The 21981-nt window shown below is 71.6% G+C and carries 21 protein-coding genes and 5 tRNA genes; 6 read left to right on the forward strand and 20 right to left on the reverse strand.

From position 1 onward, the window contains the following. Positions 1–93: 93 nt before the first annotated feature. The gene (locus PV796_RS12475; RefSeq protein ID WP_274913043.1) at positions 94–1740 is read right to left on the reverse strand and encodes a DAK2 domain-containing protein; all 1647 of its coding nucleotides are present in this window, start codon (positions 1738–1740) and stop codon (positions 94–96) included. 231 nt (positions 1741–1971) lie between these two features. On the opposite strand from PV796_RS12475, the gene rpmB reads away from it, so the two are divergent. Beyond that, complete coding sequence (gene rpmB / locus PV796_RS12480) at positions 1972–2157, forward strand: 50S ribosomal protein L28 (protein ID WP_006602870.1); 186 nt, start codon at positions 1972–1974, stop codon at positions 2155–2157. Positions 2158–2291: 134 nt separating this feature from the next. Here the strand turns inward: rpmB and thiD are convergent, their stop codons facing one another. Further along, the gene (gene thiD, locus PV796_RS12485; protein WP_274913046.1) at positions 2292–3098 is read right to left on the reverse strand and encodes a bifunctional hydroxymethylpyrimidine kinase/phosphomethylpyrimidine kinase; all 807 of its coding nucleotides are present in this window, start codon (positions 3096–3098) and stop codon (positions 2292–2294) included. A gap of 9 nt (positions 3099–3107) precedes the next feature. After that, positions 3108–4076, reverse strand: coding sequence for a thiamine-phosphate kinase (locus PV796_RS12490; protein ID WP_274913047.1), 969 nt, complete (start codon positions 4074–4076; stop codon positions 3108–3110). Positions 4077–4234: 158 nt separating this feature from the next. Between PV796_RS12490 and PV796_RS12495 the strand changes: the two genes are divergently transcribed. Both PV796_RS12495 and PV796_RS12500 read left to right on the forward strand, forming a co-directional pair. Continuing rightward, complete coding sequence (locus PV796_RS12495; RefSeq protein ID WP_274913048.1) at positions 4235–4468, forward strand: Lrp/AsnC family transcriptional regulator; 234 nt, start codon at positions 4235–4237, stop codon at positions 4466–4468. Between the two features lie 9 nt (positions 4469–4477). Then, complete coding sequence (locus tag PV796_RS12500) at positions 4478–4972, forward strand: DUF3515 domain-containing protein (RefSeq protein WP_274913049.1); 495 nt, start codon at positions 4478–4480, stop codon at positions 4970–4972. Between the two features lie 345 nt (positions 4973–5317). On the opposite strand, the gene PV796_RS12505 is transcribed toward PV796_RS12500, so the two are convergent. From PV796_RS12505 to PV796_RS12515, 3 genes are all read right to left on the reverse strand, one after another. Further along, complete coding sequence (locus tag PV796_RS12505; RefSeq protein WP_274913050.1) at positions 5318–6454, reverse strand: D-alanine--D-alanine ligase family protein; 1137 nt, start codon at positions 6452–6454, stop codon at positions 5318–5320. Positions 6455–6558: 104 nt separating this feature from the next. After that, positions 6559–7560 (reverse strand): NAD(P)H-dependent glycerol-3-phosphate dehydrogenase, encoded by a 1002-nt coding sequence (locus PV796_RS12510; RefSeq protein ID WP_274913051.1) that lies wholly within the window; start codon positions 7558–7560, stop codon positions 6559–6561. Beyond that, on the reverse strand, positions 7557–8432 hold the full coding sequence (locus PV796_RS12515; RefSeq protein WP_274913053.1) for a lysophospholipid acyltransferase family protein: 876 nt from the start codon (positions 8430–8432) through the stop codon (positions 7557–7559). Before PV796_RS12515 ends, PV796_RS12510 begins: the two co-directional genes overlap by 4 nt. Before the next feature lie 131 nt (positions 8433–8563). On the opposite strand from PV796_RS12515, the gene cofC reads away from it, so the two are divergent. Next, on the forward strand, positions 8564–9319 hold the full coding sequence (gene cofC / locus PV796_RS12520; protein WP_376564089.1) for a 2-phospho-L-lactate guanylyltransferase: 756 nt from the start codon (positions 8564–8566) through the stop codon (positions 9317–9319). On the opposite strand, the gene PV796_RS12525 is transcribed toward cofC, so the two are convergent. The 5 genes from PV796_RS12525 to leuC form a co-directional block, all read right to left on the reverse strand. Beyond that, positions 9300–9503 carry a hypothetical protein gene (locus PV796_RS12525; protein WP_274913055.1) on the reverse strand — a complete coding sequence of 68 codons (204 nt, stop codon included), beginning with the start codon at positions 9501–9503 and terminating at the stop codon, positions 9300–9302. The genes cofC and PV796_RS12525 overlap by 20 nt on opposite strands. Before the next feature lie 101 nt (positions 9504–9604). Next, positions 9605–10261 (reverse strand): HU family DNA-binding protein, encoded by a 657-nt coding sequence (locus PV796_RS12530; protein ID WP_274913056.1) that lies wholly within the window; start codon positions 10259–10261, stop codon positions 9605–9607. A 125-nt stretch (positions 10262–10386) separates the two neighbouring features. Then, positions 10387–10632 carry a hypothetical protein gene (locus PV796_RS12535; RefSeq protein WP_274913057.1) on the reverse strand — a complete coding sequence of 82 codons (246 nt, stop codon included), beginning with the start codon at positions 10630–10632 and terminating at the stop codon, positions 10387–10389. Positions 10633–10768: 136 nt separating this feature from the next. Then, complete coding sequence (gene leuD, locus PV796_RS12540) at positions 10769–11362, reverse strand: 3-isopropylmalate dehydratase small subunit (protein ID WP_274913058.1); 594 nt, start codon at positions 11360–11362, stop codon at positions 10769–10771. A 5-nt stretch (positions 11363–11367) separates the two neighbouring features. After that, a complete protein-coding gene (gene leuC, locus PV796_RS12545; RefSeq protein WP_274913060.1) occupies positions 11368–12798 on the reverse strand; it encodes a 3-isopropylmalate dehydratase large subunit in 1431 nt (476 codons plus the stop codon). Positions 12799–12972: 174 nt separating this feature from the next. Between leuC and ndgR the strand changes: the two genes are divergently transcribed. Next, positions 12973–13692 carry an IclR family transcriptional regulator NdgR gene (ndgR, locus tag PV796_RS12550; RefSeq protein ID WP_018541140.1) on the forward strand — a complete coding sequence of 240 codons (720 nt, stop codon included), beginning with the start codon at positions 12973–12975 and terminating at the stop codon, positions 13690–13692. A 209-nt stretch (positions 13693–13901) separates the two neighbouring features. Here ndgR and PV796_RS12555 read toward each other — a convergent pair. From PV796_RS12555 to PV796_RS12595, 9 genes are all read right to left on the reverse strand, one after another. Beyond that, positions 13902–13974, reverse strand: a tRNA-Glu gene (locus tag PV796_RS12555). A 21-nt stretch (positions 13975–13995) separates the two neighbouring features. After that, a tRNA-Gln gene (locus tag PV796_RS12560) sits at positions 13996–14067 on the reverse strand. Between the two features lie 16 nt (positions 14068–14083). Next, positions 14084–14156, reverse strand: a tRNA-Glu gene (locus tag PV796_RS12565). Positions 14157–14218: 62 nt separating this feature from the next. Beyond that, positions 14219–14291: transfer RNA gene (locus PV796_RS12570), tRNA-Glu, on the reverse strand. A gap of 21 nt (positions 14292–14312) precedes the next feature. Beyond that, positions 14313–14384, reverse strand: a tRNA-Gln gene (locus PV796_RS12575). Between the two features lie 92 nt (positions 14385–14476). Continuing rightward, on the reverse strand, positions 14477–15202 hold the full coding sequence (locus PV796_RS12580) for an HAD family hydrolase (protein ID WP_274913062.1): 726 nt from the start codon (positions 15200–15202) through the stop codon (positions 14477–14479). A 120-nt stretch (positions 15203–15322) separates the two neighbouring features. Next, a complete protein-coding gene (gene gltX / locus PV796_RS12585) occupies positions 15323–16804 on the reverse strand; it encodes a glutamate--tRNA ligase (protein WP_274913064.1) in 1482 nt (493 codons plus the stop codon). Continuing rightward, positions 16797–17570, reverse strand: a complete 774-nt coding sequence (locus tag PV796_RS12590) for a fumarylacetoacetate hydrolase family protein (RefSeq protein WP_274913065.1) — start codon at positions 17568–17570, stop codon at positions 16797–16799. The genes gltX and PV796_RS12590 overlap by 8 nt, the downstream gene beginning before the upstream one ends. 80 nt (positions 17571–17650) lie before the next feature. After that, positions 17651–17836: a hypothetical protein gene (locus PV796_RS12595; RefSeq protein ID WP_274913066.1), complete on the reverse strand. Its 186-nt coding sequence runs from the start codon at positions 17834–17836 to the stop codon at positions 17651–17653. Between the two features lie 594 nt (positions 17837–18430). Here PV796_RS12595 and PV796_RS12600 point away from each other — a divergent pair. Next, a complete protein-coding gene (locus tag PV796_RS12600) occupies positions 18431–21976 on the forward strand; it encodes a sensor histidine kinase (protein WP_274913067.1) in 3546 nt (1181 codons plus the stop codon). The last annotated feature ends 5 nt before the right edge of the window (positions 21977–21981 follow it).

Genomic DNA, 21981 nt, shown 5'->3' on the forward strand with positions numbered 1-21981 from the left:
ACCACCGCCGCTTTCCGCGGACGGGAATTCCGGGCCGGGAGATATCCGGGACGCGGTTTTCCCAGCCGTATCGGGGCGCGAATCGGGTGCCCGCTATTCCACGCCGATCAGCAGCGGCGCCGCGTATTCGCCGCCTTCGTAGACGACCGTGTCCACCGCGAGGTGGCGCTCGCGGACGTGCCGTTCCAGGTGTGCGGCGAGTTCGTCGGGGACGTCCGCGCCGAGGATGAGGGTGACCAGTTCGCCGCCCGCGGAGAGCATCCGGTCCAGCACCGCCGTCGCGGTGCGGGCGAGGTCGGGCCCGATCACCGCGACGTCGCCGTCGATCAGGCCGAGCACGTCCCCGGCCTGGCAGACCCCGGCCATCGTCCAGGAGCGGTGCTCGGCGACGGCCAGTTCGGCGTAGCGGGTGGCGCCGGCCGCCGCGGTCATCGCGACCATGTCCTGGTCGAAGCTGCGGCCCGGCTCGTGGACGGCCAGCGCCGCGAGGCCCTGGACGGCGGAGCGGGTCGGGATCAGCGCGACCCGGATGCCCTCGGCCCGGGCCTGCTCGGCCGCGGCCGCCGCGGTGTGCCGCAGCTCGGGGTCGTTGGGCAGCAGCATCACTTCGCGGGCGCGGGCCTGCCGGATCGCCTGGACCAGTTCGCCGCTGGCGGGCGGCTCCCCGGGGCGGACGGTCACCGGGGTCGCGCCGGCCTCCGCACACAGCCCGGCCAGCCCGACGCCGGGGACCACCGCGACCACGGCCCGGGCCGCCAGCTCCGGCTCCTTGGCCCGGGGGCCGGCGCCGAAGTGGGTGATCCGGACCCGGTACGGCCGGCCGGCCTCGATGCCGGCCTCCACCGCGGCCCCCGCGTCGTCGACGTGGACATGGACGTGCCACAGCCCGTCCCCGCCGACCACCACCAGCGAGTCCCCGAGCCGGTCGAGCCGGCCGCGCAGCGCGGCCACCTCCGCGTCCCCGGCCTCCAAGAGGTAGATCACCTCGAAGGCGGGGCCGCCGGCGTGCGGATCGGCGCAGCCGTCCCGGACCACCGCGTCGCAACCGGCCGCCACCGGGAGCGCCCCACCGGCCCGTACGGCGACGGGGGCGGCACCGACCTCCCCGGACAGCGCGTCGGCGAGCGCGCCCAACAGGGCCACCAGCCCGCAGCCGCCGGCGTCCACCACCCCCGCCCTGCCCAGCACCGCGAGCTGCCCCGGGGTGGCCCGCAGTGCCTCGGCGGCGCCCTCGTGGGCGGCTCGCGCGACTGCGGCGGGCCCGTCGGCGGCGCGCTCGGCGGCGTCGGCGGCGGCCGTCGCCACGGTCAGCACGGTGCCCTCCACAGGGTGCGCCACCGCCTCGTACGCCGCCGTCGCGGCCCGCCGCAGCGCCGCGCGCAGGGCGTCCGCCGCGCCGCTACCGCCGGCCGGGGCGGTGGCCAGTACCTGGGCCATCCCGCGCAGGAGCTGCGCCAGGATGGTGCCGGAGTTGCCGCGCGCCCCGATGAGGGCACCGTGCGCCATGGCGCCGACGGCGTCCGCGAGGCCGGGCGCGGTGCCGGCGGAGGCGTGGCCGTCGAAGGCGGCCTCGACCGCGCGGGCGGCCGACTCCAGCGTCAGGTAGAGGTTGGTGCCGGTGTCCCCGTCGGCGACCGGATAGACGTTGATCGCGTCGATCCGCTCGCGTTCCCGTCCGAGCGCCTCCAGGGCCAGACCGCACCAGGTGCGGACCGCGGCGGCGTCGAGCGGGTTTGGCACGTCGTCCTCCTGGGTCGCGGGATGCACCCGCACAGTAGCCGCGGTCGGGGTGGGAGGCCGGGGCGGGGGCCGGAGGGTGCGTGGTAGTTTCGTCCTGCAGGAGCGGTCGTTGTATGCTGCTCCGGTTGCCCGATGAAAATCGGGCCATTCCTCTCCTGACGGCGTCGGCACGGCTATGCACTCGACCCGCCAGGTTTCCCGTAAGTGCATCTGAAGTCTTTGGAGTGACCCGTGGCTGCCAACTGCGACGTCTGCGGCAAGGGGCCGGGCTTCGGCAAGAGTGTCTCGCACTCGCATCGCCGCACCAACCGTCGTTGGAACCCCAACATCCAGACGGTGCGTGCAGTGATCGGGCGCACGCCGAAGAAGCTGAACGCCTGCACCTCGTGCATCAAGGCCGGCAAGGTCTCGCGCTGACGCCTTAGCCGTAGCGCAGCCCCGCCGGTTGCTGAGAAGCCGGTCCACCCTCGCGGTGGGCCGGCTTCTTGCCGTTGGTCCGCGGGCTGCCGTGCGTCCCTGGGGGACTGCCACGAGTCCGGCGGCCGGCGCGATCAGCGGGTGCGCAGCCGCCAGCCGTGGTCGACCGGTCCGATGCCCGCGCCCAGTCGGAAGCCGGCCGCGATCGCGCCGCTGACGTACTCCTTCGCCGCCGCGGCGGCCTGCGGGACGGTGTCGCCTTGGGCGAGCCGGGCCGCGAGGGCGCTGGCGAGGGTGCAACCGGTGCCGTGGGTGTGCCGGTTGTCGTGACGGGGGGCGCGCAGCCAGTGCTCCTCGACGCCGTCGGTGAGCAGGTCCACGGCGGTGCCCGCGGCGTCGGCCGGCAGGTGGCCGCCCTTGATGAGCGCCCAGCGCGGCCCGAAGGCCAAGACCGCGTCGGCGGCCCGCCGCATCCCGTCCGCGGTGGTGACCCGCACGCCGGTGAGCTGGGCGACCTCGTCGAGGTTGGGGGTGGCGACGGTCGCGGTCGGCAGCAGCTTGGTGCGGACCGCGTCCAGGGCGGAGGCGGCCAGCAGCGCGTCGCCGTGCTTGGAGATGCCGACGGGGTCGACGACGACCGGCGCGGTGAGGCCGGCGAGCAGCTCCGCGACGGTCGTGACGAGCGCGGCCGAGGACAGCATCCCGGTCTTGACGGCCTGCACGCCGATGTCGTCGACGACGCTGCGGAACTGGGCCCGCACCGCCTCGGCGGGCAGCTCCCACGCGCCCTGGACGCCCAGGGAGTTCTGCGCGGTGACCGCGGTCAGCACGCTCATGCCGTGGGTGCCCAGCGCCAGCATCGTCTTCAGGTCAGCCTGGATGCCGGCGCCGCCGCCGGAGTCGGAGCCGGCGACGGTCAGCACGCGGGGTGGTGTCTCCATGCCGCGAATCTACTCGGCGTCCCCGTCGTCGCCGAAGTGGTCCCAGCCGGCCTTGGCCCAGGGGGCGCCGTCCACCGTCACCTGGGGCAGCGCCGAGGGGTTGAGGACCTCGCCGATCACCTTCCAACGGGCGGGCAGCTTCACGTCGGACGGGAAGGTGGCGACGATGGCGTGGTCCTCGCCACCGTTGAGGACCCACTGCATCGGGTCCACGCCGACCGCGGTGCCGATGTCGGACATCTGCGAGGGGATGTCGATCATGGCCGACCGCAGGTCGATGCGGACCTTGCTGGCGTCGGCGATGTGCCCGAGGTCGGCGACGAGCCCGTCGCTGACGTCGGTCATGGCGGTGGCGCCGAGCGCGGCCGCGGCCGGGCCCGCGTGGTACGGCGGTTCGGGGCGGCGGTGCGCCTCCACGAAGGCGCGCGGAGAGCGGAAGCCGCGGGTGAGCACCGCGTAGCCGGCGGCGGACCAGCCGAGCCAGCCGGTCACCGCGACCACGTCACCGGGCTGGGCACCGGCCCGGGTGACCGGCTCCTGGTTGCGCAGGTCGCCGAGGGCGGTGATGGCGATGGTGATGGTCTCGCCGCGGACCACGTCCCCGCCGACCACCGCGGCGCCGGCCACCTGGCACTCGTCGCGCAGCCCGTCCATCAGCTCGGTCGCCCAGGTCGCGGGGAGTTCGGCGGGGACGACCAGGCCGAGCAGGATCGCGGTGGGCACCGCGCCCATCGCCGCGATGTCGGCGAGGTTCTGCGCGGCGGCCTTGCGGCCGACGTCGTAGGCGGTGGACCAGTCGCGGCGGAAGTGCCGGCCTTCGAGGAGAACGTCGGTACTGGCGACGACCCTGCGGTCCGGCGCGGTGACCACCGCGGCGTCATCCCCAGGCCCGATCCGTACGGCGGGAGTGGAGGTGAGCCGGGAGGTGAGCTCTCTGATAAGCCCGAACTCCCCCAGCTCGCCCACGGTGCCCTTCATGCTGTTGCCCTTCCGATGTGTACGGACGGTCCGTACGTGGCTGACGACGGCGCCGCACCGACCGCGTTCACCGCGCGGGTCTCCCCGCTCCGCTCGGTGACGCGGTACCGTGGCGTCCCTTCTTCCCACATGATCCTCGTAGCCGCCCTGGAGGTTCCGTGGTACAGGCTTACATCCTGATCCAGACCGAGGTCGGCCGGGCCTCGGCGGTGGCGGAGGTCATCGCGAAGCTCCCCGGCGTGCTCCAGGCTGAGGACGTGACCGGCCCCTACGACGTCATCGTGCGCGCCCAGGCGGACACCGTCGACGAACTGGGTCGCATGGTGGTCGCGAAGGTCCAGCAAGTGGAAGGCATCACGCGGACGCTCACCTGCCCGGTGGTCCATCTCTAGCTCCCCCGTATGCTCGGCCGGGTGATACGTGCCCCACGCCGGTACCTGGCCGCCCTACCCCTGCTCGCCACGGTGTGCGCGGTCGCGGGGTGTTCGTCCACCCCGGAGGTCGCGGCGCCCTCCCCCACGGGCGACGCCGCACGGGCCTGCCGGGCGCTCCACCGGGACCTGCCGCGGACCGTCGACGGGCTCACGCGGGGTACCGCCGAGCCGGTCTCGGACTTCACTGCCATATGGGGCGATCCTGCCGTGGAGCTGCGCTGCGGGGTGCCCCAGCCGGAGGTGCTCAGGCACGGAAGTGAACATTACAACCCCAACCCCGACTCCGCTGAAGTCAACGGCGTCCAGTGGCTCTTCGAGAAGCAGGACGACGGCTACCGCTTCACGACGGTGCTGCGGAAGGTCTACGTCGAGGTGACGGTGCCGGGGAAGTACGCCCCGGAGATCAACGTCCTACCGGACCTCGCGGACGCGGTGCAGCGGAGCATCCCGGCCGGCGTGTAGCCGACGCTGGAGGTGACCGGCGCCCGACGGGTGGCCAACGTGGCGGCTCCGCTCCGGGGCACCGGGCGCACCACACGGGGCTGCCGACGGACCGGTGTTGGCCGACTCGCGGGATGTGCCGGTGGCGCATCCCGTAGGGAGCCGAGACACCAGCACTGAGCCGACGCACCGCACGTACCGGCGGGCGACCGACTCGCTCGCGCGCGACCGCCGCGGCAGCGGGTACCGGCGGGCCGGTGCGTGGTTGACGCCCGGGAATACCCGCCCGCCGCACGCGCGTTGAGGCCCCGCAAGGGGGCGCGCACATCCCCTAGGGGATCTGTTCGCCCACCCTCAACTCCCCACTCAGCGCAGCCCCGTTGAGCGGCGCAGGGCGGCCTGGAGGAGGCGGTCGATGAGCTCCGGGTAGCTGACGCCGCTCTCCTGCCACATCCGCGGGTACATCGAGATGGGCGTGAAACCGGGCAGCGTGTTGATCTCGTTGATCACGAACTCGCCGTCGTCCAGCAGGAAGAAGTCCGCCCGGACCAGTCCCTCGCAGGACGCCGCCTCGAACGCCTCGACCGCCAGTTCCTGGACGCGGGCGGTCTGCTCCGCGGTCAGCGGCGCGGGCACGATGCCGGCGGCCGAGTCGATGTACTTGGCCTCGAAGTCGTAGAAGTCGTGCGCGGTGACCGGCGGGATCTCGGCCGGCGCGCTGGCCCGCGGGCCGTCCTCGAACTCCAGCACCCCGCACTCGATCTCGCGGCCGCGCAGCAGCGACTCCACGATGATCTTGGGGTCGTGGCGCCGCGCCTCCTCGATCGCCTCGTCCAGCCCGGCGAGGTCGTCGACCTTGCTGATGCCCATGGACGAGCCGGCCCGCGCCGGCTTCACGAACAGCGGCCAGCCGTGCTCGCCGGCGAAGTCCACGATCTTCTTGCGGGCCCCGGCGGCGTCCTGCTCCCACTCGCGGGGGCGGATGACCTCGTACGGGCCGACCGGCAGCCCGAAGGAGGCGAACACCCGCTTCATGTAGTCCTTGTCCTGGCCGACGGCCGAGGCGAGCACCCCGGAGCCGACGTAGGGCACCCCGGACAGCTCCAGCAGGCCCTGGAGCGTGCCGTCCTCGCCGTACGGGCCGTGCAGCACGGGGAAGACGACGTCAACCTCGCCGAGAACCTTGGGGACCGATCCCGGCTCGCTGTAGACGACTTCGCGGCTGGTGGGGTCGGCGGACAGCACCACCGCGCCGTCGCCGCCCTCGGCGAGCTCGGCCACGTTGGGCAGCCGCCGGTCCGTGATCGCCATCCGCGCGGGGTCGTCGGCGGTCAGCGCCCAGCGGCCGTCGGTGGTGATGCCGATGGGCAGCACGTCGTACTTGTCGCGGTCGATGGCGGCCAGCACGGCTCCGGCGGTGACCACGGAGATGGCGTGCTCGGAGCTGCGGCCGCCGAACACGACGGCGACACGGGGCTTGTGGGAGGTGGTCTCGCTGCTCATATCGGCTTGAGGGTACCTGCTGGTAGGGGTTGCGGCGGCGCGGCGGGGCGGGAGGTGCTGCCCCACCGCGGCGCCGTTGAGGGGCGGTGGGAACGGGCGGGAGCTCAGTGCCGCTCCGGTTTGGCGCTGCGGGACATCAGTTGCTTGAGGGCCACCAGCGGCGGCTTGCCCTCGTGGACGATCTCCACCACGGTCTCGGTGAGCGGCATGTCGACGCCGTGCTTGCGGGCCAGATCCAGCACGGATTCACAGGACTTGACGCCCTCGGCGGTCTGCTTGGTGACCGCGATGGTCTCCGCCAGGGACATGCCCCGGCCGAGGTTGGTGCCGAAGGTGTTGTTGCGGGAGAGCGGCGAGGAGCAGGTGGCGACGAGGTCGCCCATGCCCGCCAGGCCCGCGAAGGTGTGCGCGTCGGCACCCATGGCCAGCCCGAGCCGGGTGGTCTCGGCCAGTCCGCGGGTGATCAGGGACGCCTTGGCGTTGTCGCCCAGGCCCATGCCGGTGGCGATGCCGACCGCGAGCGCGATGACGTTCTTGACCGCACCGCCCAGTTCGCAGCCCACCACGTCGGTGTTGGTGTACGGGCGGAAGTACGCGGTGTGGCAGGCGGCCTGGAGGCGGCGGGCGACGTCCTCGTCGGCGCAGGCGACCACGGCCGCGGCGGGCTGCTTCGCGGCAACTTCCTTGGCGAGGTTGGGGCCGGTCAGCACCGCGACGCGTTCCGCGGGGACCTTGGCGACCTCCTCGATGACCTCGCTCATGCGCTTGGCGGTGCCCAGCTCAACTCCCTTCATCAGGGAGACCAGAACGGTGTCGGAGGGCAACAGGGGCGCCCACTCGGCGAGGTTGGCGCGCAGCGTCTGGGAGGGCACGGCCAGGACGGTGAAGTCCGCGCCACGGGCGGCCTCGGCCGGATCGGTGGTGGCCCGTACGCCCGTGGGGAGTTCGACGCCCGGTAGGTAGTCCGGGTTGGTGCGGCCGGCGTTGATGGCGTCAACGAGGGCCGCTCTGCGCCCCCACAGGGTCACCTCGCATCCCGCGTCGGCGAGCACCATCGCGAATGCGGTGCCCCAGGACCCCGTGCCGAAGACGGCGCAGCGCGTCACTTGCCTTCATCCTCCTGTGCCTGACGGGTGCTTCGGGTGGTGTGCGTGGGGGCGGCCGGTGCGGCGGACTCGGCCGGTTCCAGCTCGGCGTCGTCGGCGCGGGCCGTCTCGGCGGCCTTCGCGGCCCGCGCGGCCTCACGGGCGGCGCGCCGTTCGCGGGCGATTTCCCTGCGGTAGTCGAAGGGTTCGGCCGGCGCGGCTTCGCCGCGGATTCCGGCCAGTTCGACGGTGATGGCCGCCATGATCTTCTCGGTGACGGCACGCAGCACCTCGGCGGTGGGCTCCTGGTCGTGGAACTCGCTGAGGTCCACCGGCGGACCGGCCTTGACGCGCAGCGTCTTGCGCGGGAGGAGCCGGAGCTTCTTCTCCTTGGCGTACGGCGGCATCGCCTCGTTGGCGCCCCACTGGGCGACGGGGATGACCGGTGCCTTGGTCAGCAGCGCGACCCGGGCGGCGCCGGTCTTGCCCTGCATGGGCCACAGCGCGGGGTCGCGGGTGAGGGTGCCCTCCGGGTAGAAGGCGACGCATTCGCCCTTCTCGATGGCGTTCACGGCGGCGCGGAAGGCGGTGGCGGCGTCGGTGGTTTCCCGGTAGACGGGGATCTGTCCGGTGCCCCGCATCACCATGCCGACAAAGCCGCTCTTGAAGAGCCCGGCCTTGGCGAGGAATCGCGGGACCCGCCCGGTGTTGTACTGATAGTGCGCATAGGAGAGCGGATCAAGATACGAGTTGTGGTTGACCGCGGTAATAAAACCGCCGTCGGTCGGAATGTGCTCCATTCCCCGCCAGTCCCGCTTGAACAGAACCAAGAGCGGCGGTTTGCAGATGACCGCGGCCAAGCGGTACCAGAAGCCGATTCTGCGGCGGGACACTGGGACACCCTCCTTGTGGGACCTGCGAAGCTGCTGCGAGCCGGCAGCCGCACAAGTGTCGCCCCGTGTACCCGCTATGTCGAGAACACCGTAACCCCGTCGCTGAAGGAAAGGCCCGGCGGCAGGTGAGAATGATCCCGATGCGAAGAGACGGAGCGGATGTGCGCTGGAGCCTCGTTGTGCCGCTGAAACCGCTGGTGCGGGCCAAGAGCAGGCTCTCCGAAGCCGCCGGTGAGGAGTTCCGGCCGCGGTTGGCGCTGGCATTCGCGCTGGACACCGTGGCGGCGGCGCTGGCCTGCGCGGACGTGCGGGATGTGGCGGTTGTCACGGACGATCCGGTGGCCGGGGAGCACTTGACGGCGTTGGGGGCGCGCATTGTGCCGGACGCTCCGGCCAACGGACTGAATGCCGCACTGGCCCACGGTGCGGCCGTGGTAAGGGCGCACCGACCCGGTGCTCCGGTCGCCGCGCTGAACGCCGATCTGCCGGCGCTCCGCCCGGCCGAGCTGGCGGTGGTGCTCCATTCCGCCGCGCTTTTTCCCCGCGCATTTCTCGCGGATGCGGCGGATATCGGGACAACGCTTCTGTCCGCGACTTCCGGTACGGAATTGGACCCGGCTTTCGGGGGCGCCTCACGGGCCCGTCACCTGGCGTCCGGGGCCCGGGAGATCACCGCGCCGGACGTGCCGTCGGTGCGCCGGGACGTGGACACCGGCGACGATCTGCGGGCCGCGCTGGCGCTGGGCGTGGGCCCGCACACCGCGCGGCAGGCCCCGCGGGTGCCGGGCTGGGCCGCGTGGGCGGGCGTCGGCGCCGTTCCGGGCCGCCGGGACATCGTGGGCGTCCCGGGTGTGGTCGGGCCGCCGCTCAGAGCGTCTGGAGCGTGACGAGGACGATCCGCCGGTCGGCACCCTCGCCGGTGACCTCGATCCGCACGCGTTGACCGGGCCGCAGCAGGAGCAGGCCGCCCGCGTCGAAGGCCGCCGCGTCGAAGGGCAGCGGGGTCCCGTCGTCCAGCAGCACGCTGCCGGCGCGGGTCGTCTCGTCGTAGGTGTACGCGGTCGCCTGCATGAGGCCAGCGTAGACGGGGCGTTGACGGATCACGCACCGCGGGCCGGGCTCCCCGAAGGGAGACCGGCCCGGCGCCTGGCGTTGCGTTGCCGCCGCTTCAATTACCGCTTGCGAGCAGTGGTCTTCTTGGCGGTGGTCTTGCGCGCCGTGGTCTTCTTGGCGGGAGCCTTCTTCGCCGTGGTCTTCTTGGCGGGCGCGGTCTTCTTCGCCGTGGCCTTCTTGGCGGTGGTCTTCTTCGCCGTGGCCTTCTTCGCCGCCGTCTTCTTCGCCGGCGCCGCCTTCTTGGCAGTGGCCTTCTTCGCGGTGGCCTTCTTCGCCGCGGTGGTCTTCTTCGCCGCCGTCTTCTTCGCCGGCGTGGCCTTCTTGGCCGCAGCCTTCTTGGCGGCGGCCTTCTTCGCCGCGGCCTTCTTGATGGTGGCACCACCGGTCAGGCTGCCCTTGGGCGCCTTCTTGACGGCGACCTCACCGCCCCTGGGGAGCTTCTTCGAGCCGCTCACCAGGTCCTTGAAGCCCTGGCCCGCGCGGAAACGGGGCACCGAGGTCTTCTTGACCCGCACGCGCTCACCCGTCTGCGGGTTGCGGGCGTAACGGGCCGGGCGGTCGACCTTCTCGAACGAGCCGAATCCGGTGACCGAAACGCGGTCGCCGGAGACAACTGCCCGGACGATTGCGTCCAGTACGGCGTCCACCGCGTCCGCGGCGTTCTGGCGGCCACCGACCTTGTCGGCAATGGCTTCTACGAGCTGCGCCTTGTTCACGTCTTCCCCTTCGGAGACATTGCTGGAACGAAAGTTTCCAAGCGTTTTCGCACGTTAGGCAGATATATACCGCAAATCAAACACGAAACGGGCTAATCACCCTTGTGCCGCAACGGACTCGACCTTCACGGACTTCCATCGGCATGCACATCTTCGGGATAACGACCTTCGTCAAGGTCATGCATGAACCACTCCAGACGCCTTGCTGCGTCCGCAAGATCGTGTTTAGCCGCGGCCGTGATGACGAGCAGCTTCCGGGTCAGCGCCATCCGTACGCCCTCCGGGACTTGCAGTGTCCGCACTCTTGCGTGTGCGTCCTTGAGTCGGTCGGCGACGGAACCGTAGAGCTTGAGTTGGTCGTCGCGTTCCATGCGCTAATTGTGCCATCTGCGGCGAGTTGTCGCTTCACGGGGCCTCAACACCGGCCTCAACACGGCGATGCGCCCCCCGCCAACTGCACAGGGGGCGCATCGTACGCAATAAGCCTTTGAGCCATAAAACCCGAGGTCAGACCTCGATGGTACGCGGTTTGAACGCGGGCCTGTTCGCCTCGTACGCGGCGATCGAAGACTCCTCCCGAAGGGTGAGACTGATGTCGTCCAGACCCTCCAGGAGTCGCCAACGGGCGTTCTCATCCAGGGTGAAGCCGGCGGTGATGCCCTCGGCGCGAACCTCGCGTCGGACGAGGTCGACCGTGACGTCGGTGGTGGGGTCGGACTCCACCAACTGCTGCAGCCGGTCCACGGTCTCCTGCGGCAGGACCACCGTCAGGAGGCCGTTCTTCAGGGAGTTGCCCCGGAAGATGTCCGCGAAGCGGGACGAGATGACGGCCTTGAAGCCGTAGTTCTGCAGTGCCCAGACTGCGTGTTCGCGGGAGGAGCCGGTGCCGAAGTCGGGGCCGGCCACCAGGACGGTGGCGCCCTTGTACGCCTCCTGGTTGAGGACGAACTCGGGGTCCTTGCGCCACGCCTCGAACAGGCCGTCCTCAAAGCCGTCCCGGGTGACCTTCTTCAGCCAATGGGCCGGGATGATCTGGTCGGTGTCGACGTTGCTGCGGCGCAGCGGAACGGCCCGGCCGGTGTGGGTGGTGAATGCTTCCATGGTGTTCAGACTCCCGCGGGCGTGGCGACGGTGGCGTCGGACAGGTCGGCAGGCGAGGCCAGATGGCCGAGAACCGCCGTTGCGGCGGCGACCTGGGGCGAAACGAGGTGGGTGCGACCGCCCTTGCCCTGCCGGCCCTCGAAGTTGCGGTTGGAGGTGGACGCGGAGCGCTCACCGGGCGCCAACTGGTCCGGATTCATGCCCAGGCACATCGAGCAACCGGCGTGCCGCCATTCGGCGCCGGCGGCCGTGAACACCTTGTCCAGGCCCTCCTCGACGGCCTGGAGGGCGACCCGGACCGAGCCGGGGACCACCAGCATCCGTACGCCGTCGGCGACTTTGCGCTCCTTGAGGATCGCGGCGGCCGAGCGCAGGTCCTCGATACGGCCGTTGGTGCACGAACCTACGAAGACGGTGTCCACGGAGATCTCGCGCAGCGGCTGACCCGCCGTCAACCCCATGTATTCCAGGGCCTTTTCGGCGGCGAACCGCTCCGAGGGGTCCTCGTACGAAGCCGGGTCGGGGACTCGCGCCGAAAGCGGCGCGCCCTGGCCGGGGTTGGTGCCCCAGGTGACGAACGGGGCCAGCGACGCGGCGTCGATGACGACCTCGGCGTCGAAGACCGCGTCGTCGTCGGTGCGCAGCGTCCGCCAGTACGCCACCGCGGCGTCCCAGTCCGCGCCCTGCGGGGCATGGTCGCGGCCCTGGAGGTAGTCGAAGGTGGTCCGGTCGGGGGCGATCATGCCGGCCCGGGCGCCCGCCTCGATCGACATGTTGCAGATGGTCATCCGGGCTTCCATCGACAGCTTCTCGATGGCCGAGCCGCGGTACTCGATGACGTAGCCCTGGCCCCCGCCGGTGCCGATCTTCGCGATGATGGCCAGGATCAGGTCCTTGGCGGTGACGCCGTCGGGCAGTTCGCCGTCGACGGTGATGGCCATGGTCTTGAACGGGGCCATCGGCAGCGTCTGGGTCGCCAGGACGTGCTCGACCTGGCTGGTGCCGATGCCGAACGCCAGCGCGCCGAACGCGCCGTGGGTGGAGGTGTGACTGTCACCGCAGACCACGGTGGTGCCGGGCTGGGTCAGTCCCAACTGCGGTCCCACGACGTGGACAACGCCCTGCTCGACGTCGCCCAGCGGGTGCAGCCGGACGCCGAACTCCGCGCAGTTCTTGCGCAGGGTCTCCAACTGCGTGCGGGAGACCGGGTCCGCGATCGGCTTGTCGATGTCGAGCGTGGGGGTGTTGTGGTCCTCGGTGGCGAGGGTCAGGTCCGTGCGCCGGACCGTGCGACCGGCCTTGCGGAGACCGTCGAACGCCTGCGGGCTGGTGACCTCGTGCAGCAGGTGCAGATCGATGAAGAGGAGGTCGGGCTCGCCGTCCGCGCGCCGGACGACGTGGTCGTCCCAGACCTTCTCCGCAAGTGTCCGTCCCATCGCTTTCCCTCCGGCCGGCCGCAGTGCCGGCCTTGCTCGTGTGTGCGCGGTGACCCGCGAATCTCCCCTGGCGGGTCTGACGCCGGGCCCTGGTCGGGGGCCGCAGCTACAGAGTGACGACTTCGCTGGAAAATTGAACTTGCGTTTCACACTGTGAGACGCGAGTATCGTTGCATGGACAACTCTAGCGGCGTCGGCGTTCTCGACAAGGCGGCTCTGGTTTTGAGCGCTCTGGAGTCCGGTCCGGCCACCCTCGCCGGGCTGGTCGCGGCGACCGGGCTCGCACGACCCACGGCCCACCGGCTGGCCGTGGCACTGGAACACCACCGGATGGTGGCGAGGGACATGCAGGGCCGGTTCATCCTCGGCCCGCGCCTCTCCGAACTGGCCGCGGCGGCCGGCGAGGACCGCCTCCTGGCCACGGCCGGCCCGGTGCTCACGCATCTACGGGACGTGACGGGCGAGAGCGCCCAGCTCTACCGTCGACAGGGCGACATGCGGATCTGCGTGGCCGCGGCGGAACGGCTGTCCGGACTGCGGGACACCGTCCCGGTGGGCTCCACGCTGACCATGAAGGCCGGTTCGTCGGCCCAGATCCTGATGGCCTGGGAGGAGCCGGAGCGGCTGCACCGCGGCCTCCAGGGCGCCCGCTTCACCGCCACCGCGCTCTCCGGCGTACGGCGCCGCGGCTGGGCCCAGTCGATCGGTGAGCGGGAGCCGGGCGTGGCCTCGGTCTCGGCGCCCGTGCGCGGCCCCTCGAACCGCGTGGTGGCCGCCGTCTCGGTCTCCGGCCCGATCGAGCGGCTGACCCGCCACCCAGGCCGGATGCACGCCCAGGCGGTCATCGACGCCGCCGCCCGCCTCTCCGAGGGCCTGCGCCGCAACGGCGGCTGAGTCCCCACCGGCCGGCCCCGCTCCCCCGCGGCGGCCAGCCGGCCCGCTCCCGACACCCGCGCCGACCGCCACCCAATTCCGCCCGCCGCACGGATCGTTGCCACCGGGCCGGCACCAACTCCCCCGCGCCGCGGGGCAATTGACCAACGCCGCTCCCAACACGCGGAAGAGGCCCTCCGCTTGAAAGCGGAGGGCCTCTTCCTGTGACGTACCCCCGACCGGATTCGAACCGGCGCTACCGCCTTGAGAGGGCGGCGTGCTAGGCCGCTACACAACGGGGGCCTTGCAGATGAGCTCTGCGAGCTGGCCTACCTGGACTCGAACCAAGACTAACTGAACCAGAATCAGTCGTGCTGCCAATTACACCATAGGCCATGGTGGTGTAGACCAGTACCCCCGACCGGATTCGAACCGGCGCTACCGCCTTGAGAGGGCGGCGTGCTAGGCCGCTACACAACGGGGGCCCTAGCGATCCTGCGTGAGTGACAGTGGGTGCGACCCAGACTGCCTCCCCGGGAAGGATCTGTACCCCCGACCGGATTCGAACCGGCGCTACCGCCTTGAGAGGGCGGCGTGCTAGGCCGCTACACAACGGGGGCTTTGCAGATGAGCTCTGCGAGCTGGCCTACCTGGACTCGAACCAAGACTAACTGAACCAGAATCAGTCGTGCTGCCAATTACACCATAGGCCATCAAAGTGCAACCCCCGGAGTCGGGGGTTTCTCCTTGATCTGCGCTTTCCGGTCCGGGCCTTTCGGCCCTCTCGGGCGGCGCAGGAAGAACATTACCTGATCGTGGAGGGTGCTCCAAAACCGATAAGCCCGCGCACCAGCTCGGGGAGCTCGGCCAGCCCGCGGATGCGGTGCACGCCCGGTGGCGGCGGCTCGTTGGCGCCCGCGCGGTCCAGCCATACGGGCACCAGGCCGGCGTCCCGGGCGCCCAGGCCGTCGAGGTCGAGCCGGTCGCCGACGTAGAGCACGTCGGCCGGTGGCAGCGCGAGGGCCGCGCAGGCCGCGGTGAACGCCTCCGGGGCGGGCTTGGCGTGCCCCAGGGCGTCGGCGCACAGGACGACCTCGAAGTGCTCCCGGATGCCCAGGGCCGTCAGCTTGCGCTCCTGGTTGGCGGTCGAGGAGTTGGAGAGCATCGCCTGACGGACCAGGGGGGTCAGCGCCTCCAGGGCCGGCACGGAATCCGGGAACAGCCGCCAGGCGGCCTCGTACTGGGCGACGTAGCGGCCGAACCAGGCGTCGGCCTCCGCGTCGCTCAGCGGGGCGCCCAGGAACGTGCGGGCGCGGGCCCTGCGGTGTTCCTGGAAGCCCAGTTCGCCGGTGAGGAAGCGGGCGAACTCGGTCTCCATGACCGCGCGCCAGCGGGCCAGGGCGGTCTCCTCGCCGCCGTACGCGGCCAGCAGCCCCTCGGTGCGCAGGTGTCGGAGCACGCCGGTGCGGTCGGAACCGGTGTAGTCGAAGAGAGTGTCGTCGAGGTCCCAGAGGACGGCACGCAGGGGCATGGTGGGAATCTTGCGGCCGGTGGGTGGGGTGGGGCAAGGGGGAATTTCGGCGGGTGGACGGCGAACGGGCCCGGAAGCGCGGGGGCTTCCGGGCCCGTGGGTCCCGTGGGTGCGGTCGGGTCAGCCGGCCAGCTTGGCCAGGGCCGCGTCGACGCGGGCGAGCGTGCGCTCCTTGCCGAGGATCTCCAGGGACTCGAAGAGCGGCAGGCCGACGGTGCGACCGGTGACGGCGACCCGGACCGGGGCCTGCGCCTTGCCCAGCTTGAGACCGTGCTGCTCGCCGGCGGCGAGGACGGCCTCCTTCAGGGGCTCGGGGCCGGACGCCCAGTCGGCGGCCGCCAAGTTGGCGCGGGCGGTGGTGAGCAGGGCCACCGGGTCGCCCTTCATGGCCTTCGTCCAGGACGCCTCGTCCTCGACCGGCTCCGCGCGGAAGAGGAAGTCGACGTTGGCGGTGATGTCCGAGAGGACGGTGAGGCGGGTCTGCGCGTGCGGGGCGATGGCCTCCCAGGCGGCCCGGTCGAAGTCCTCGGGCTCCCAGTTGGCGAACGGGGCGGTCAGCCACGGCTCGCAGGCCGCGATGAAGTCCTTCAACTCCAGCCGGCGGATGTGCTCGGCGTTGATCGCCTCGGCCTTCTTGAGGTCGAAGCGGGCCGGGTTGGCGTTGACGTCCGCGATGTCGAACTTCTCGATCATCTCGGGGATGGTGAAGACGTCCTGGTCCGCGGAGAACGACCAGCCCAGCAGGGAGAGGTAGTTCAGCAGGCCCTCGGGGAGGAAGCCGCGCTCCCGGTAGAGGTTGAGGTTGGCCTGCGGGTCGCGCTTGGAGAGCTTCTTGTTGCCCTCGCCCATGACGTAGGGCAGGTGGCCGAACTCCGGGACGGCGGAGGCGATGTCGAGCTCGATCAGGGCCCGGTAGAGGGCGATCTGACGGGGGGTGGAGGAGAGCAGGTCCTCGCCGCGCAGGACGTGGGTGATCCCCATCAGGGCGTCGTCGACCGGGTTGACCAGGGTGTACAGCGGCGCGCCGTTGGCGCGGACGATGCCGTAGTCCGGGACGTTCTCCGGGGTGAAGGTCAGTTCGCCGCGGACCAGGTCGGTGAAGGTGATCGGCTCGTCGGGCATCCGGAAGCGGACGATCGAGGTGCGGCCCTCGGCCTCGTACGCGGCCTTCTGCTCGGCGGTCAACTCACGGCAGGCGCCGTCGTAGCCGGAGGGCTTGCCGGCCTTGCGGGCGGCGTCGCGGCGGGCGTCGAGCTCCTCGGTGGTGCAGTAGCAGGGGTAGGCGTGGCCGGCGGCGAGCAGCTTCTGGGCGATGTCCTTGTAGAGGTCCATCCGCTGCGACTGGCGGTAGGGCTCGTGGGGGCCGCCGACCTCGGGGCCCTCGTCCCAGTCGAAGCCGAGCCAGTGGAACGAGTCCAGAAGCTGGCGGTAGGACTCCTCGGAGTCGCGGGCCGCGTCGGTGTCCTCGATGCGGAAGACCAACTGGCCGCCGGTGTGGCGCGCGTAGGCCCAGTTGAACAGGGCGGTGCGGACCAGGCCGACGTGGGGGTTGCCGGTCGGGGAGGGACAGAAACGGACGCGGACGGGGGTCGCGTTAGCCACGCTTGATCACCTTGTTGGTGAGAGTGCCGATGCCTTCGATGGTGACGGCGACCGTGTCGCCGACGTTGAGGGGGCCGACCCCGGCCGGGGTGCCCGTGAGGACGACGTCGCCGGGGAGCAGCGTCATCGCCTCGGTGATGTGCACGATCAGGTCCTCGATCGGGCGGACCATGTCGCTGGTGCGGCCGAGTTGGCGCTGTTCGCCGTTGACCGTGCACTGGATGGTCAGGCCCGCGGCGACCGCCGCCGGGTCCAGGTCCGTCTCGATCCAGGGGCCGAGCGGGCAGGAGCCGTCGAAGCCCTTTGCCCGGGCCCACTGCTTCTCGGTGCGCTGGACGTCGCGCGCGGTGACGTCGTTGGCGCAGGTGTAGCCGAGGATGACGTCGGCCACCCGCTCGCGGGGCACCTCGCGGCACATCCGGCCGATGACGACGGCCAGTTCGGCCTCGTGGTGCACCTCCTGGGAGAAGGAGGGGTAGGCGAGCGGGTCACCGGGGCCGATCACCGAGGTCGACGGCTTGAAGAAGGTGACCGGCGTCTCGGGGACCTCGTTGCCCAGCTCGGCGGCGTGCTCGGCGTAGTTGCGCCCCACGCCGATGACCTTGTTGGGGAGGACCGGGGGCAGCAGGCGGACTTTGTCGAGGGGGACCTTCTGGCCCGAGCGCTCGAACTCCGCGAACGGATGTCCCTTGATGACGTCGAGTTCGTCCCCTTCGAGGACGCCGAAACCGACGGTGCCGTCGATGGAGAATCTGGCGATGCGCACGGGTTGCCGCTGCCCCTCATGATCACTGGCCGGAGTTGACACTCCAGGCTATCGCGGGGACCTGGGCGGGCCGCCGTCCGTCAGGCCGGGACGTCCTGCTTCGGGAGGTCGTTCAGGACGGTGCGGCGGGGATTGGCGGTCTGGCGGGGCAGTTCGACGGTGTGCTCCTGCGCCTCCGGGGCACCGAGGTCGTCGGCGTCCTTGAGGTGGGCCAGGGTGGTGCGCCGCGGGTTGGCTATGTTGCGGAACATCATCGTCGTCTTCACTGCGGTATGCCTCGCGTCTGGTCGGGAAGAGTTGCCGAACGTTGCATTTCTGCGCGTTGTCGTTCTGCGCAACTGTGTAAAGCGTCAGGCTAAGCGCGCTATTCCCTGCGGATCAGCGGGAAACTCGGCGATCTTCCTGTGAGTTTCCTCACGAAGGGTGTGACATATGCCGCATTTCCCATGATCAATATCCATGGTCGAAACGGACATTGGCGGATTGAACCGCACGTTCCGCTCCTGATCACCGCACCTGGGACAGGGGGTGTCGGCGGTCGACTCGCGGACATAAGTCCGAATTCGGCGGCGGCGTCTTCTACCGGTCGTAACGCGTTCCATACATTGCGTCACCCATGTCACAGCGACCCGCTCCGCCCTTGTTGGAGATCCTGCACTGTGCTGGAATTCCACGGACCGCCGCACATTTCCGCCGGCGCGCAGGGCGCGAAGAAGCGCCGCGCGGTGGCGCCGCTCTCTCGGCCAGAGGGGGTGGCTCACCGGTCATCACGACCGCCTTGGGGGCTTCGCGGTCCCCTCCGACTCGACACCGTCCTGCCGCCCCGCGGTGGGACGCCTGGTCCAGAGGTTGCGACGCTAGTGCAGGGACGTTTCAAGAGGGATGGCAACGCTGCGGCGGACCCGGAGCTGCGCGGTGAGACAGACCGCGGTCAGACTCCGGGCGAGGACGCCGCGGACGGCGGCAAGCCCAAGAACAGCCCCAGCGGGCCCGGCAGTCGAATAGCGCTGCGCAACTGGCGCATCAGCACCCGTCTGGTCTCCCTGCTGGCCCTTCCCGTCGTCGCGGCGACGACCCTGGGTGCCCTGCGCGTCAACACCGAGCTGGAGAACATGGACCAGCTCTCCAAGATGCAGTTGCTGACGCAGATGACGCGGCAGGCAACCGAGTTGGCCAACGCGCTGCAGGCGGAGCGGGACAAGTCGGCCGGCCCGTTGGCCGGCACCGGCAACGTCAAGGACGACGCCAACGTGGTCGCCCCGCGCGAGGCCACCGACCGCGCCAAGGTCTCCTTCAACCAGGCCACCGACGACATCAAGGGCGGCGACGCCACGATGGCCGGTGTCCGGGCGACCGTCCTGGAGATCGGCCGCCAGCTCAACACCCTCAACGAGATCCGCGCCAACGCCTACAAGGACGACAACAACGTCGCGCGGACCGTCAACTCCTACAACCAGCTCATCACGTCCCTGCTGGACCTCTCGCAGGACATGGCACAGGCCACCAGCAACCCGGAGATGATCCGCTCCACCCGTGCCCTGGCCGCGTTCTCGTCGGCCAAGGAGTACGCGTCGATCCAGCGCGCCCTGGTCAGTGCCGGCCTGGCGCACTCCGGCGGCCCGCAGCTCTCCGCCAACGACCGGCAGGCCGGCCGCACCGCAGAGGACGACGAGAAGGCCGCCCGGGACCGCTTCTCGCAGATCTACAGCGGCAACGCCGGCGCGCTCACCAGCGGCCTGGACGGCCACAACGACGAGATCAAGGCCGCCTCCGCGTTCGCGCACCGCGTCTTCGTCACCGGCGGCGGCATCCGCAGCCAGGACTACAAGTACCTGGACTGGTACGACTCGGACACCGTCAAGATCGACGAGATGTCGCGGATCGAGGACACCCTGCTGTCCGAGATGGACCAGAAGGCCCGCGAGCTGCGCAACACCGCGACCCAGGACGCCATCCTCAACGGTGCGGTGATCCTGCTGGTCCTCGGCGTCTCGCTGGTCGGCGCGTTCGTCGTGGCCCGCTCCATGGTCCGGTCGCTGCGCCGCCTCCAGGACACCGCGCAGCGGGTCTCCCAGGACCGACTGCCCGAACTGGTCAAGCAGCTCTCGGAGTCGGACCCGCAGGACGTCGACACCTCCGTCGAGTCGGTCGGTGTGCACAGCCGGGACGAGATCGGCCGGGTGGCCGCGGCCTTCGACGAGGTGCACCGCGAGGCGGTCCGGCTGGCGTCCGAGCAGGCGCTGCTGCGGGGCAACGTCAACGCGATGTTCACCAACCTCTCGCGCCGCTCCCAAGGCCTGATTCAGCGTCAGCTCTCGCTGATCTCCGAACTGGAGTCCCGTGAGGCCGACCCGGACCAGCTCTCCTCGCTCTTCAAGCTGGACCACCTCGCGACCCGTATGCGCCGGAACGGCGAGAACCTGCTGGTCCTCGCCGGTGAGGAGCCGGGTCGCCGGTGGACCCGCCCGGTCCCGCTGGTCGACGTGCTCCGCGCCGCCGCGTCCGAGGTGGAGCAGTACGAGCGGATCGAGCTGAACGCGGTCCCGCAGACCGAGGTCGCCGGCCGGGTCGTCAACGACCTGGTGCACCTCCTCGCCGAACTGCTGGAGAACGCCACCTCGTTCTCCTCGCCGCAGACCAAGGTCAAGGTGACCGGTCACGCGCTGCCCGACGGCCGCGTCCTGGTCGAGATCCACGACACCGGCATCGGCCTCTCCCCCGAGGACCTGTCGGCGATCAACGAGCGGCTGGCCAGCCCGCCGACCGTGGACGTCTCGGTCTCCCGGCGGATGGGCCTGTTCGTGGTCGGCCGGCTGTCGCTGCGGCACGGCATCCGCATCCAGCTGCGGCCCTCCGACTCCGGCGGCACCACCGCCCTGGTCATGCTGCCGGTCGACGTCGCCCAGGGCGGCAAGAAGCCGGCGCCGAGCACCGCCAAGAGCCCCTCGGAGAGCGGTGGCACGCCCACCAGCCGGCTCGCCGGGCTCCAGCCGCGCGGCCAGGTCGGCTCCGGCCCGGGCGGGCGGCCCCCGCTGCCCGGCCGCGGCGGCCCCGGTGGTGCCCCCAACGCCTTCGGTGCGCCGGCGCCCGGCGGGCGCAACACCGCACCGTCCGCCCCGGCGGCCGGCGGCGAGGCCCGCCCGGCCGGCGACGGCTCCCGGCCCGCGCTGCCGGTCCGCGGCGTGGACGCGAGCCGCGGCGCCGAGGAGGCCCGCACCCCGACCGTGGCCCCGCCCGCCGGCCTGCCCCCGCGCGAGGAGCGCCCGCAGTTGCCGACCCGGCAGTCGGGCCCGGCGGCCGAACTCCCGGGCGGCGGCGCCGGATCGACCCCCGCGGACCCCGCGCGGCCGGACGACGCCCCGCTGGGCGTGCGCCGGGACCGCGGCGCCGACGACGACTGGCCGCTGGCGCCCCGCGAGGCCCAGGACCGCCCGCGCGGCCACGAGGAGCCCGAGGTCACCGACCCCTTCCGGCGGCCCGCGCCGGCCGCCGGCCCCGGCGACACCGCCGCGTTCCCCCGGCCCGACTTCGGCGGACCACGACCGGGCACCACGCCGAACGACGCCCCGGCCACCACCGGCCTCGAGCCGGTCCGGGCACCCGGCGACACCGGGCAGTTCCCGCAACCCGACGCGCACACCGGCCAGTTCGCGCGACCCGCGCAGGACACCGGGCAGCACCCGCGCCCCGACGCCGACACCGGGCAGTTCGACACGGGACAGTTCGACACCGGGCAGTTCGACGCCGGGCAGTTCGACGCCGGGCAGTTGGAGACCACCGGGCAGTTCCCGCACCCCGAGAGCGAGCCGACCGGTCGGGCGCCGCGGCCCCAGGCCGGTCGGTCCCCGGCGGGCGAGGCCCCGCTCGGCGGCGACCCGTTGCGCGACCCGCTCGACGGTGCCCCGAGCGACGGCGCCGGCGACACCCGCACCCCGATCTTCGACACCATCGAGTCCAACTGGTTCAACACCCCGGCCGCCGCGGCCGCGGGTGTGCCGCCGCTGCCGCGCCGCGGCGCCCCCGAGGACGGCGGGACGCCGGACGGGGCGTCGAACGGCGGCGCCCCGGTCGACGGTGCCCGCCCGGGCACCCCGGCCGACGCGAACGCGCAGTGGCGGACCTCGCCGAACGACGAGGTGTGGCGGCAGGCCGAGCAGGTCCGCCAGCCGGCCTCGGGCGGGGTCACCACGTCCGGGCTGCCCCGCCGGGTGCCGCGCGCCAACCTGGTCGCCGGCACCGCGCAGCAGCAGCCCCCGCAGGGCGGTCCGCAGGTCTCCCGCGCACCCAGTGACGTGCGCGGCCGGCTGACCAATCTCCGCCGGGGCATCCAGCAGGGCCGGCAGGCCGGGACGTCGTCCACCGGCACCCACGGCACTGTCGATCCCACTCACCAGCAGGAGCGTTAGTTGAG

The organism is Streptomyces sp. WZ-12, from assembly GCF_028898845.1.
Classification (GTDB): Bacteria; Actinomycetota; Actinomycetes; order Streptomycetales; family Streptomycetaceae; genus Streptomyces.